5 protein-coding genes and 1 pseudogene are annotated in these 13,847 nt (G+C 53.7%); 1 reads left to right on the top strand and 5 read right to left on the bottom strand.

What is annotated here, in order from left to right; all coding sequences use genetic code 11:
* The 5 genes and pseudogenes from ABYK60_RS12730 to ABYK60_RS12710 form a co-directional block, all read right to left on the bottom strand.
* Nucleotides 1-4,707, bottom strand: a pseudogene (locus ABYK60_RS12730) (hypothetical protein); the annotation flags it as partial.
* A gap of 209 nt (nucleotides 4,708-4,916) precedes the next feature.
* The gene (locus ABYK60_RS12725) at nucleotides 4,917-6,353 is read right to left on the bottom strand and encodes a sensor histidine kinase (protein WP_372872401.1); all 1,437 of its coding nucleotides are present in this window, start codon (nucleotides 6,351-6,353) and stop codon (nucleotides 4,917-4,919) included.
* Nucleotides 6,354-6,485: 132 nt separating this feature from the next.
* A complete protein-coding gene (locus tag ABYK60_RS12720) occupies nucleotides 6,486-7,154 on the bottom strand; it encodes a response regulator (protein ID WP_372872400.1) in 669 nt (222 codons plus the stop codon).
* A 28-nt stretch (nucleotides 7,155-7,182) separates the two neighbouring features.
* Nucleotides 7,183-10,662 carry a two-component regulator propeller domain-containing protein gene (locus tag ABYK60_RS12715; RefSeq protein WP_372872399.1) on the bottom strand — a complete coding sequence of 1,160 codons (3,480 nt, stop codon included), beginning with the start codon at nucleotides 10,660-10,662 and terminating at the stop codon, nucleotides 7,183-7,185.
* A gap of 208 nt (nucleotides 10,663-10,870) precedes the next feature.
* Complete coding sequence (locus ABYK60_RS12710) at nucleotides 10,871-11,326, bottom strand: GNAT family N-acetyltransferase (protein WP_372872398.1); 456 nt, start codon at nucleotides 11,324-11,326, stop codon at nucleotides 10,871-10,873.
* A 328-nt stretch (nucleotides 11,327-11,654) separates the two neighbouring features.
* Between ABYK60_RS12710 and ABYK60_RS12705 the strand changes: the two genes are divergently transcribed.
* The gene (locus ABYK60_RS12705; RefSeq protein ID WP_372872397.1) at nucleotides 11,655-13,754 is read left to right on the top strand and encodes a multicopper oxidase domain-containing protein; all 2,100 of its coding nucleotides are present in this window, start codon (nucleotides 11,655-11,657) and stop codon (nucleotides 13,752-13,754) included.
* Nucleotides 13,755-13,847 lie beyond the last annotated feature (93 nt).

The following is a 13,847-nucleotide window of genomic DNA, read 5'->3' as shown; positions in this document are numbered from 1 at the left end:
GTCGTTGTCGTCATCGGTATCGGCATTGTTGCCTATGCCGTCGAGGTCGGTGTCTACAGACTCAGCAGCATCCAGCGGGAAGGCGTCTTCTGTGTCCAATACCCCATCGTTGTCGTCATCGGTGTCGGCATTGTTGCCGATGCCGTCGGCATCTGTATCGACAGATTCGCTGGCATCCAGCGGGAAGGCATCTTCGCTGTCCGGGACATTGTCGTTGTCATCATCGGGATCGGCGTTGTTGCCTATGCCGTCGAGATCCGTATCTAGCCATTCGGCGGCATTAAAGGGGAAGGCATCGGCCACATCCGCAACACCGTCGTTGTCATCGTCGGTGTCGGCATTGTTACCTATGCCGTCGAGGTCCGCATCCAGCCACTCGGTGGCATCCAGCGGGAAGGCATCGGCTGCATCCAACACGCCATCGTTGTCATCATCTGTGTCGGCATTGTTGCCAATGCCATCGAGGTCGGTATCGACAGATTCGGTGGTATCCAGGGGGAAAGCGTCTTCGCTGTCTGGGACATTGTCATTGTCATCATCGGTATCAGCATTGTTGCCAATGCCATCGGCATCGGAATCCAGCCACTCGGAAGCATCCAGCGGGAACGCATCATCACTATCGGCAACGTTATCACCGTCATCGTCCTCATCAGCGTTATTGCCTATGCCGTCAAGGTCAGTATCTAACTGCTCGTTTGGATCATTAGGGAACGCATCGCTGTTATCACCGACGCCATCACTGTCGCTATCAGCCGTTTCGGTGGCATCGTTCGGGAAGGCATCTTCGCTATCAGCGACACCGTCACCATCAAAGTCACCGGCATACACATACTCAATGGCGCCAATATCCATTTGCGGATAAATCGGTCCGCCGTCTTCTACCGGATTATCCGGGTTGTAGGGGCCCATCACGCGGGCATTACCGAGCAAATCAACTGCGTCTGCTGGAAGTTCACCCGTCTCAGCGGCTTCGATATTGGCACTGCCCGGCACCGGCCGGTAATCGCCGCTTTCCGGATCGGCCAGTTCAACATAGCCGGTTGAGGTAATACCGCATTCGCTATCTTCTACCCAGCTGGCGGTTTGTTGCTCCCAGGTGTCAACATTACACACGGTTGAGCCATTCGGACCTTTTAACAGCAAGCTATTACGCAGTTGGGCACTGCCGGTGCTGCCCACAGACATAACGCCGCCTTCACTGTTATAAACAGTGCTGGAAAACAGCGCGATTTGGCCACTTGCGGTAACTAGCGCAGGGGCAAGGCCACTCACATTGGCCACCAAACTGTTCTCCAGATACAACTGCACGTTGTTGCCGCTAATAGCCGGTGCAGTCATATTTTCAATCAGTACATAATCCAGGTTCAGAAACATACTGGAACGTACATGAATAGCACTGGCCTGACGTTGCATATCCAATTCGGTTTCAATATTCAAGTTGGTTGCCGCGTTGTATGCCTGGCCAGCGCCATTGCGTAATGTTAAACCTTTTAAATGCGGGAACTGCGTATTGAGCATCCTATCTGTTATCGCCGCAGCAAAGATGGTATTTGCGTTCTGGCCGTCAATGACAACCTCTCTGTTACCATCGATTTGCATCCCTTTGGTGATCACCAAGGGACTCTCCAATTGAATCGTCATGGCGCCATTGAAGCTAATCTTGTTTAAATCACCGTAAGGATCGCTGGCACACAGGTCGGCCATGGCCTGACGCAATGTACCAGGGCCGCTGTCAGCATTGCTGGTTACTGTAATTGAATGTGCAGTACAGGCCTGGTAAGGGTCATCATCCCAGCGGAAAGTCGCCACCACCACATCACCTGTTTCGAGACTGGTTTGCAGACCAGGTTTGTTCTCAACCGCATAGAGAAAATCAAGCACCCCGTCATTGTCGCGATCGGTATCCAATTCATCGGCAATGCCGTCATTATCGAAATCAGGTAAATCACCATAGATTGTTGGCCGTGGGTCGATGCTATCAACTACCCCATCACCATCAGTGTCGGCATTGAGCGGATCTGAGCCCAAAGTGATTTCGTCGTCATCACTTAAGCCATCGTTATCATCATCGGTATCGGCATTATTGCCAATGCCATCACCGTCCGTATCTAGATATTCGCTGGCATCTTTTGGAAAGGCATCTTCCCAGTCATATTTACCGTCATTGTCATCATCGTTATCTCTGTTATCTCCTATACCATCAGCGTCAAAATCCGCCTGAACGGTAACGACGGGAGAGCACACTTCAAAGCCATGCACGTTTTCCAGTGTGCGTGGGGTAACGCAAAAACGCACCTCTGTGTCACCCACAATATTTTCTATTAACATTTGCTCTTTAGCGGTCGAACCGGATAAATCAAGCCATTGACCATCTACCCGATACTGCCATTGATACAGGCTGTGGGATTCAACATCATAGTTACCGCTGCCAGGCGCAAAGTAAGAGTAATTCCCAAATAACGGTCGCCCGACAATAGGCGCTTGAACACCCTGCTCAGTTTTAATATGAACGTCTGTGACATAGGGCAGTTTGCCGACATAATGCCAATCGCCACAGCGTTCAATATCCAGATACGTCATACACATGGTCACATAGTTATTCCCATCTGCATGCTGTGCCTGATAACCAAATACATCTGTCGCTATGGTGATGGCGTCATCTATGGTGCCTGTCGCGGAGCGAACCCAGCGAAAATGGGTCGCATCGGCTGCCCAGATAACATTGGCAAACAGGTAGTCGCCATCACGCAGTCGTTTAGTCAATGGGCTAACAAAGGGTTTTACCCATAATTTAAAGCCGATGTCACGCCAACCTTCCCATTCAGAAACGAGTGATGGCACTCTGATCATGGCTTTATTGATGGTTTCAAAGTTCCCCTTATCGCCTAAAGGTAATCTAAAAAACTCCACCACCTCTTCAGGGATAGGGCCGTCACAGGAGTCACACCAAAATTCAGTGGCATAGGCCATCAGGTTGGTTGCATGCAGCATCCAGGTTTGCGCGGTTGGACCTGAGTTAAAGGCGTTATAAAATAATGAATTTCTTCCGTAGTAACCCGTGTTCCAACCGTAATCTTCGGTCGGCAACGAATCTTGATACAGGTACTCGACCGTTTGCTCAGAAGCCCATTTGGGTGCGGCCAGACTTTCAGCAAAAAAGTTGCTGTCACGCAGTGCAAAATCATGATTTACAAATATTTCCTGAGCCAGATCCACTTCAGGAAGATGGCCCCAGCCGCTATAATCAATAAGGTATTGGTAAGCAATCGACGCATCCCACAGCAGGTCGTTGTTGTCGATAATACCTTGGCCCGGCAAATAATCGGTACAGGCTGTGCGCACGCTATCAAAGGTGCAGCTGTTGAAATGGTAGAGTGCAAACCAATGCCAATGGCTGTCACTGCCAAATATGACGTGATCCCAGCCTCGGTCGGCAACAAAATTGGGGTGCATTTGAGCCAATGCACCTGTAATAGCTGCGCCACTGCTATCCACCGTCGGATGAACGATGTCGGCTTCCAGTACCTTCTCCCAATCCCATCCTTCAAATTCTGAGTACAGAGTGCGTTCCATTTGCAGTGGATCGAAATTTGCGTTGACATAAGGAATACGCGGCGTTTCAAAGGTGCTGCGGCTGAACATGTCTACCGGCATGCTGAGGTAGGCACAAAAGTTTTGCACATCGTCGTCTTCAGCGCAGGCTGCCTTGTTGAATAAGGGGGAGGTGGCAGCGCTGTGTGGGAAGTTGCGGAAATTGGCTAAGGGTACTGTGAGGTAGCTGCCTCCGCGAATATTGGTGCTGGTGTCTTCGACATAATGAAAGTCGTTTTCCAAGGCGGTGAGATTACCCAGCACCATAAAACCAATGCGGCCAGCATAAACGGTATCGGACGTAGTGGCTTCCACGCCATTTTGCTGCATCAAGCGCAATCCTATGCTGTCGAAATCACCCACACCGCTGGTGACTGTCGCTCCCTGGTACACCTCCATATTGAATAACTGACGAAAGCCTAAACTGTTTTTAAACAGCATAGGGCGCTGCAGCTGCGCTACCGTCACAGCATCAGTAAAGCTGGCGCCCAGTTCAATGGTTTTACCGCTAAAGCCGGTATGCTTAACTTCAGCGCTTGAAATCAGCAGCATTCGGCCATCCGCCAACCGGTGCCAGCCTTCTTCTGCAACCAAATAATGCACCTTGGCACCTGTTAAATCGGCAGCGAAACTATCAGTTTGGCGCACATCAAACAGGAACTGATTGCCATGGGTAATAGGGGCGGTTGGAACGATACTGACGCCGTTGTTGAGGTTTGGGTCTTCGAAGCTGACAAATACCACGGGTCTGGCATAAACACGCTGAGTCCAGAGGTCGGCAATCTCATTGTTGGCACCAATGGTCAAAGTGCCTGATTCCGCCGGAATCCCCAGCAGCGCCGGCGCACCGTTAAACTGCATAGCAATCGCAGTCACATCTGGTGTGTTGGAACCGTCATTGGTGGCGAAGCCCCACTCACCGTTGCCTTGAGTAATAAAGCCCGGCTTGGACGGATTTATCGCCTGCAAAAACACCAGATTATCGACGTCATTGACCACTCCGATATCTTTGGCACTTCCAGAAAAGTTGACTGATTGTTTTGTCAGGCTGGCGGCGAACAGGCTGTGAGAGCTGCACAGACCCACAACCAAGGCCATTGTTAACAAGCGCTTCATGCTGCATTTCCTTGCATAGAATTATCTACCCTGCAGTTAAACAGGCAAATGTGCAGGAAAAATGCAGAATGTGGCGAATGGTCTGGAAAATATGTGCCGTGGCGCTGTTGGTCTGGCCGGGGGAGAAGCCGGTGGTGGCGAGTGTATAAATTTGGCGGGCTTTTACTTGGTCAGAGACGCACTCTTGGCAAATCAGTGGCCAGTCAGGCTCAGTCCGCCTGTGCCGGCAGGGTGATCACCATGCGCAGGCCACCCAGAGGAGACTGGCTGGCATGGATTTGCCCCCGGTGCGCCTGAATGATGGACTTGGCCACGGATAAGCCCAGACCTGCGCCACCTGTGTCGCGGCTGCGGGAATCCTCCAACCGGTACAGGGGCTCAAACAGGCGCTCATGCTGGTCTGCTGCCACGCCGGGAGCACTGTCCTCCAGGGTGATAACTATGGCATCACCATGGCGACAAAGGCTGAGTCGAATACTGCCCGGCGCTTGGGTATAACGCAGGCTGTTTTCCATCAACTTGCCGAGCGCCAGCTCGAAACTTGCTTCGTCCAGAAGAGCAGGGCAGGGAGGATGGCTGTGGACAAGATCCAGCTTGAGCTGCAAGCCCCGGCTGGCGGCTCTGTCCTGAAAACGGTTTATCCAACCGGACAGGAAATCATGTAATTCCACCCGTACCGCATTACCGTCGAGCCGGGTTTGGTCGAGCTTGCTGGCGCGGGACAGGTCCGAAATGAAGGCATCCAGTTGCTGCATGTGCTTGAGCAGCCCCTCGATATTGGCACTGCTCGGTGCCATGACCCCATCCTGCATGGCCTCCAGTTTCATTCTCAGCACACTGAGTGGGGTTCGCAGTTCATGGGATACATCCGTAAGCAGCTTCTGCTGTTTGACCAAGGTGTCGAGCATCAGGGCATTGCGATCCTGCAGCAGCCTCTCAGACTCTGCATGGGATTTTTTCAGCTCAAGGTGGGCCTGGTTCAGGGTCAGCTCGCTGAAATAACAGGTGAAAACCATCACCAGGGAGGCCAGCACAAAACGGATCAGGCTGACCTGATCCCAGGCGCCCGCCTGCCATTGCCCCAACTGGCTGAATGCCATAGCAAACAGCACCAGATAAAACACCGCCACCAGAGATGCACCCAAGGCGCGGCCATTGAGCATGAACACAAATACCGGCAGGAAAAAGGTCCAGATCAAACTGAATTTTTCCGCCTGCCCCTGCCAGGCCAGCGCCCATAAAAACAGCATCAGAACGAGGCTGACCAGCAGGGAGGTGGACTTGAGGATGTTGAGTTGTGCCCCATTGCACTGTTTGTTATGGGCCAGGGCATCAGTATCCTGCGCGACTTGGGGAGCATCCGGCCAGTGGCCATTCTGGGGATTATCCCCATAGGGAGTCTGGTGGGGTAAACGATGGCTCAGGCGCAGGCGAATATAGGCAAACAGGCAGGCCGCCAGGGCGCATAAATCCAGCGCGGCAATCTGCCACATGCCCCTGAATTGGTTGTAAATCGCAAAAACACTGAGTAGCAAAATGATGGTCAGCAGCAGGCCATTGAGCACCAGTTGCCGACGTTTCAGGGCGATGCCATTTAAGGATTCGGTCTCACTGAATAACCGGATATCGCGTAAAAATTGGAACATGTTTCCCCCTGACTCTACATCTTTGGCGATGAGACTTTGCCGTTATGCCAAATAAGACCACAGGATTGTGCAGCAATTATGCAGTTTTCGCTGGGTTTCACCGCTGGATTGCGTTAATGGCTGCAGGGTCTTTTAGCCTTCGAAACGATAACCCAGGCCATAGATAGAGCGGATCATCTCCTGCTCTGTATTAAGGCCGGCGAGCTTTTTACGCAGATTACGAATATGGCTGTCTACTGTCCGGTCCGACAACACCCTGAAGTCACTGTAGAGCAAATCCAAAATCTGGCTGCGGGAATAAATACGGTTTGGCTGGCTGTAGAGCAGGTTAAACAGCCTGAACTCCAGTGCCGTCAGCACAACAGTCTGGCCGCCAAAGCTCAGGGATAAAGCTGATTCATCTACCTTGAGGCTGGGGCCCGCGGCAGTGAGTTTGCCGTCGAGCCGGCGCAGCACAGCCCGCACCCGGGCGGTCAGCTCTCGGGCACTGTAGGGTTTGCACACATAGTCATCTGCGCCGGTATCAAGCCCGAGCAGGCGGTCCACCTCTTCTACCCTGGCGGTGGTCATAATGATGTAAAGCTCTGAAAAGACTCTGAGTTCCTGGCAAATGCTCAGGCCATCCTTACCCGGCAGCATCAAATCGAGCAGCACTAGGCTGGGCTTGTCTGATTTCACTGCCTCGACCACGTCGCTGCCGTCATGAAATACACGGGTTTCCAGACCTTCAGTCTGCAAATACATCTGCATCACTTCGGCGATGTTCTTTTCATCTTCTACGATAAACACCTTGTGGGTCATGGCGGTCTTTTGTCACCTGTAAGCTGTGTTAAGCGCTGCGCTCAGACGCATCGGTTATGGACTCAGTGGCTGGCAAAGAGGGCTGCTTGGCCGATATGGGGATACTGAGCGGCAATCGTATTTCAATGGCGACCCCACCCAAAGGCGAGGGGGAAGCCGCTATAGAGCCGCCGTGGGCGCGGACAATTGACTGGCAAATCCACAGCCCAAGCCCCGAACCAGATGCCGTCTCTGCCTTGTCGGCGTCCCCAGTGTTGCTGGCCCGGTAAAGCCGGTCAAACAGGCGCTCATATTCCTCGGCGGCAACCCCGGGGGCTGAGTCGTCGATGCGAAGTGTTACCCAGGCTTGCTGCGATGCGCCCGAGATCTGGGGCTCTTGGGGAAGATGAGACGGCGACATCGCCAGTGACAGCTGTACCTGGCCGCCATGGTTTGTGTATTTGTAGCTGTTTTTCAAAAGATTACCCAAAACCTGTTCCAGTCGTGCCTTATCCGCAAACACGGCTGGCTCTGGCAACAGCTCAGGCTGACAGTTGTTGGAGAAGCTAACCCTGATCCCTTTTTGTGCCATAAGAGGGCGGAAGCCGGTTATCTGCTCTTCAATCAGTGGCAAAAGTTTGAGGTGCGCCTTACTTATGGCAAGGTTTGTTCCTTCTTCTGCAGACAGCTGCACTATGTCGCCCACCATGCGATTGAGATTGCCAAGGCTATTAGCCATCGACTCAAAGGTGGCATCGGAGCTTTGCAGCAAACCATCCTGCATGGCCTCCAACTGCACTTTAATCATGGCCAGCGGCGTGCGAAGGTCGTGGCCAACTTCAGCCAGAATTCGGTTTTTTTGCTCCATTAATTCTGACAGCATTTCAGCCTTTCTTAGGGCATCGCGATGCTCAAACTGCGCCAGTTGCTGGGCACGCGCGCGAGCCAGGCGCCAGCGGAACAGACCATACAACAACGCCAGCAGCAGCGTCGCCATCAGCAGCTGAAACCACAGGGTTTGATAATATTTTGGTACTTTACTGACATTCAGTAACAGCTCCGGTCCCCAGTCGCCGCCGTGCGCCCGCGCCTGTAAGTGCAGGCGGTACTCCCCGGGCGGCAGAGCCGTGTAGCGTGCAAGACGCATATCCTCAGGCGCAGCCAGCCAGTCGTTGTCGTAGCCATCGAGACGATAGCGGTAATCCACCTTACCCAGGCTGCTGGCATCGGGGCTGGCAAAACGCACCGAGAAGCGTTGGTCCTCGGCACCGACCACTAACTCTGGCGCCAGGGGATCGAACGGCATATCGACACTGCCAAGCTGGATGTGGGTAATGGCGACAGTGGCGTCAGGGATTGACCGTGGGCGGGCTTTGGTGCTTATCAGCTGCATGCTGTTGTTGCTGGCATAGGCGAAACTGTGGTCATCGAGAAGTGGGCTGCTGCGGCTCCAGCCGAGGTCAAGCGCGCCTTCACGCTCACCAAACTGCGCCAGCAGCAGGCCATTTTCATCCAATAAATGCGTGTTACCCAACCAAAGCTGTCCCGTTGGCAATGCCACTAATCTGGCTGGCTGTATCATCTGGGCTGTGATGTCGTTGGCAAAGGGGCTGAATCTCAATACGGCAACATTCTTGTCAGACCCCGAATTCTTGTCAGCCCCCGAATTCTTGTCAGACCCCGAGGCTGACATTGGTTCGGGCGTAGCTGTGATTTTCTCCAGCTCGCTGCTGCTCAGTCTGTCTATGCCTTCTGGATGGGTGATTAGCAGGTTACCCTGACTATCGCCAAGGATTTGATTTATCTGGTTGTGGCGCAAACTGCCTTCGGTTGCCTGTTCGCGGCTGAAGAGATTGACAGTGTCAGCACCCGGCATCACCAATCCCAGTCCACCCTGGGTGCCAACCCAGAGCCGATTTTGCGCATCAAGGTAGAGGCAGCGAACGAAGCTGATAAAGCGGCTGCCGTCGGCATTTTTAAGCGGCGACATACTCAGGTTGTCCAGAGATACCCTGACCAGCCCCCGGTCAGTGCCGGCCCAGAGTTCCTGCTCTTGTCCAAGGGCAAGGCTTTTCACGAACACACCGTCATTTTTGGTGAGCGGCAATTGCAGTTCGTTACGCCAATGGCCATCGGCGCTGGTGGTGATCAGATTGCCACTGTCGCCCCCAAACCAAAAGTTGTCCTGCTGGTCTTTTATGGCCGCAACCAGCAGTTTTTGTTGAATTTTTATATCATCACTGAAGGGGGCTGTGAGGCCGGTGCTGAGATTAACGCGGCTTGCCTGTTGCTCGGTCAGTACCAGGAGTTCATCCGCACCCAGATTAAGCAACTGATGGATATTGGATGAGAACAGCTCTTTCAGCGCGGGTGCAAAACGGTCAATCAGCGAGAAGCCCTGGGCCTGAGGCGGATGGAATTGCAGCCCTACGCCCAGCACCCCCAGCCACAGGGTGCCCGAGGGTGAGCTTGTTATCGAATACACCACATCGCCCGCAAGCCCATGATGGTCAAGCAGGTTTCCCTGTAGATGTTTGATAAGCTTGCCGGTTTTGCCGTCGCGCAGCTCCACGCCTTTGGTGCCGCTGAGCCAGATGCGGCGACTGCCATCGGCTTCCAGGGTTTCGGCAATGCCGGTGTTGATGACCTTGTGGGCGGCATTGCCTTCGTCTTGATCAAGTTGCAACACCAGCCCTGAGTCGGGGCTTAAGATGTAGGAGCCCTGATTCTGGCTGGTAAGCCACAGGCGGTTGTCGCTGGCAAGATACAGCCTGCGCAGTACCACCCTGTGCAGCATCTCCCCTTCATTGGCAAATAGCCTGAAACCGGCGGCACCCTTATCCATATTGGCCAGTCCCATGGCGGTAGACAGCCAGAGTTTACCCTCGGCATCGAATTCGATATCCAGCAGGTAGTTGTGATAACGGTCGTCGGGTTTATCGAGGGAAAGATAAGGGGTGAACTGCGCGCTCTGTTCGCTCCAGCTGTCCAGCCCCCGGTCGTGGGCAAACCAGAGTTTGCCGTTGCGGTCTTTTTTAATGGCATTGACCTGGCTGCCACCTATGCTGCCCGACATCTCTGGGTTTCGCGCAAAATGGGTTGCCTGCCAGGTGCTTAAGTCGACCCGGTAGACGCCTTGCGTCATGGTGCCAATCCACAAAATCTGGCCATCGGCAAGCAAGGCGCGCACATGCAGCTTGGACAAATCCAGCTTGTTTGCACTTTCAAGTAGCTGATATTCATAACCATCAAAGCGGAATACGCCTCTGCGGGTGCCTACCCAGATAAAGCCCTGTTGGTCGATTTCCAGCTTGAGAACTTCTTTGCCCGGGAGTTTGTGATTGGCTTCAACCTGAAACAGCGGCGGAGTAAGAAAGGATGAGTCAATGGCTTGGCTTTGAAAGCTGATGGCAAAGGCAAACAGCATCGCCAGTAAATGCCAACAATGGCGCACGCCAGCGCTTATCGAGTGGCTGAAAAACCGTGCTGAGGGCTGCGGGCTGCGGCGCATTCTGAACTGCGGGATCACCAGTGGTTCTCTTTGAGCCAATGAGTTGAGACGCGTTATTGTTAACGGCAAGGGTATCTTGTTAATGAAGACGGGAAAAGCCTTTAGCGCAAATGCCCGCTAAAAAGGCCGATTAACTGAGTGAATCGCATAAGGTTTCACCAAGCCCCCGATGGCTTGGTGAACCTGCCAGAGACTTGGTGAATCGTGTCAGTTGCTTGGTGAATCCTCATAGCATCTTGCTCATAAACAGGCTGTGGGGGTCTTCGCGGTAATGACCAAAGGGGGCGCACATCTCAAAGCCGTGGGCCAGATACAGCCGCTGGGCCGGCAAAAAGTATTTGGCGGTGCCGGTTTCCAGATACAGGCGGGTAAAGCCGAGGCGGCGTGCTTCCTGCTCAAGATGCATCAGCATGGCGTGGCCAAAGCCGCGGCCGCGCAGGGAGCGGCTGGCGCGCATCGACTTGATTTCGCCGCTGTGTAAATCCAGCTGCCTTACCGCACCGCAGGCGGCGAGGGTGTCGCCCTGCCACAGGGTATAAAAACGGATATCCCCTTGCTTGAGCCGGGCCAGGTCAAGCGCGTGCACGCTGTCTGCGGGGGAGTTGTCGTACATGTCTTCCAGATGTTCGTGCAGCAATCTGGCCACCGCCGGGTGGCTTAAGTCATCAAGCTTGAAATTCATCTGCAACGTTCCTCATTCAGCTAACCCGGCTGAATGCAGCAAAGCTTGTGCCTTTTCTCAGTGTTTTGAAATCTAAGCCGTTTTCTTTTTTTCAGCGATAATTTGGCACCCAGATGGAGCACGTTGCACCCAAAGAGTGCAAGGTGCTGCCTCGAACCGGTCAGGGCAGCAGAACAGTCGCTGGCTCATGGCAAGCGCGGCTGTACCGGAAATATGCCGCGCGCAGCGGAATTGTTGTTGCTGGAATGTTTATGAAATGTGGCGTCGTTGGTTATAGTTACTTTCTCTGAGATAGAACCGGACAGATGATAAATAAGGCGGACTTGCCATGTTTAAACGATATATTGCCCTGGCATTGCTATTGATATGCCCAAGCACCTTCGCTGCCGTTATCGGTGACCCTGAGCAGTTTGAATGGACCTTTCATCCAGCCTCTGCCACCAATCCTGAGCCCTATTACAGCGGCACCATGGTAATGGGTGAGGGCAGTTTTTTAATTGGTTCAGACACCATTACCACCCGCGCCTATGGTCAGGAAGGTCGGGGGCTGAGCATTCCCGGTCCCACCATGGTAATGAGCCCGGGTAACAAGTATGTGCTCAGATTCAAAAACACGCTGCCGTATCAGCCCAAGGAGGCGGTGCACAACGTCTTTAAAGACCCCAACATCAGTAACCTTCACACCCATGGTTTGCACATTTCCGGCATGAGCCCGGGAGATGATGTCTCCCGCTCCTTCGAAGGGGGCTTTGGTGGTGATTTTGTTTACGATATTCCGGCAGATCATATGGGGGGCAGCTATTGGTACCATGCCCATCACCATGGTTCGACCTATTTGCAAGTGTCCGGCGGTGCCTTTGGCATGCTGATCATTGACGACAGTAACGATAATCTTCCGGCACCGGTGGCCAACATGAGCGAGCGTCATCTGGTATTGGGTTATCTGGATCCTGCGGTGGCCGGCACCGGCGGTGACACCCTGATCAGTGGCACCCTTGGCTCCACCTGGACCATTAATGGTTATAAAGGGGGCACACTCGAGATCCCGGCCAATACCTGGCAGCACTGGCGTATATTGCTGGCTGACCGAGACGCCAAAGAAAAAACCGTCGCTATTGGCAGTGGCTGTGAGGCCATGTTGCTGGCACGGGATGGGGTGTGGCGTACCGTGGCACCCAGGTCTCTGGCTTCAGCCAGCCTCAGTATCACGGGGGCATCCCGCGCGGATTTGGCGGTGCGCTGTCAGTCATCGTCAACGCTCAGCGTCGGCAATACCAAAGTGGCCGATATTGCGATTGCCGGGACAAGCGACACCAGCGTGCATCCCTTTGCAGCCGATGGCAGCAGTTGGTCCGCCCGTCGTCCAGCGTATCTGGCGGATTTGCGCGCCTTGCCTGTGGCCAATAAAGAAGTGGTGAAAATGGGGGCCAGAACCATCAACGGCAGCAAGTTTGACCATATGGTGCCTACGTTTTCGTTATCGCCTGTCGGGGTGGAGGAGTGGCAGTTGCAGGGTGCAGCCATGCATCCATTCCATCTGCACATTTATCATGTGCAAATGATGGGGGCCTGCGGCGACTTTGAGGACGGTGAGTATTACGATGTGGTTTCCGGCAATTGCACAATCCGCTTTGACCTGAACAGCAACAGATCCAGTGTGTATCAGGGCCGTACCATAATGCATTGCCATATTCTGGAGCATGAAGATCAGGGGGCCATGGGCTGGGCCAATGTACTTGGCGGCATGGGCGCTCCCACATTCCCTGCGGACGCCGACGGCAACTTTGATGATTATTTCCAGTTTGACAGCGGCACAGGCCCAAGTGTGCCGGCAGCACCTTCAGGGCTGATGGCCACTACGCTGTCGGCGAGCCAAATTCATCTTACCTGGCTGGATAACAGCAGTGATGAAACCGGCTTTGTGCTGGAGCGCTCGGGCGGTGACGGTAACTTTGCGCCTCTGGTCAACCTGGCGCCTGACAGTGTAAGCCATACCGACAGCGGTCTTATGCCTGCAACCACCTACGAGTACCGACTTGCCGCTGTGAATGCCGCTGGCAGTTCGGCTTATTCCAATGAAGTCCGGGCCAGCACAGATGCTTCCGAACCCGGCAGTCGCCTGGTGCTTGGCAGTCTGAGCGTGTCATTGCTCGATGCCGGTCGCGGCCAGAAGCGTGGCCAGGCACTGGTCAGGGTACTGGACGATATGGGCAACCCGGTTGCAGCCGCGCGGGTCAGCGGCTATTTCAGCGGTGACATTAACGAAAGCCTGGTCTCAGACGATACTTCGGCTAACGGCGAGACTGTGATTATTTCACAGACATCCATCAAGCGTCTGAACAACCTCAGCTTCTGTATCACCGACATCAGCCATAACAACCTGGAATCACTCAGCGCCGCACCCGGCGAACTTTGTGCCAGTCTCTGACGGATTAAGCTGCTGACTCGCAAACACCGGGTTAGCAGCTTGCAAACTATCGGCAGTAAAATTGTAATGCCTTGTTTATAAAAGATTAAGCAA

The sequence above is a fragment of the Shewanella sp. genome, assembly GCF_041630135.1.
Taxonomy (GTDB): Bacteria; Pseudomonadota; Gammaproteobacteria; order Enterobacterales; family Shewanellaceae; genus Shewanella.
Note: the sequence above shows the minus strand (reverse complement) of the source record. Positions and strands in the feature narration are given on the sequence as shown.

Coding starts and splice junctions, on each gene's coding strand:
- ABYK60_RS12725 (WP_372872401.1), bottom strand. CDS start 6,353: ATGTTCCAATTTTTACGCGATATCCGGTTATTCAGTGAGACCGAATCC.
- ABYK60_RS12720 (WP_372872400.1), bottom strand. CDS start 7,154: ATGACCCACAAGGTGTTTATCGTAGAAGATGAAAAGAACATCGCCGAA.
- ABYK60_RS12710 (WP_372872398.1), bottom strand. CDS start 11,326: ATGAATTTCAAGCTTGATGACTTAAGCCACCCGGCGGTGGCCAGATTG.
- ABYK60_RS12705 (WP_372872397.1), top strand. CDS start 11,655: ATGTTTAAACGATATATTGCCCTGGCATTGCTATTGATATGCCCAAGC.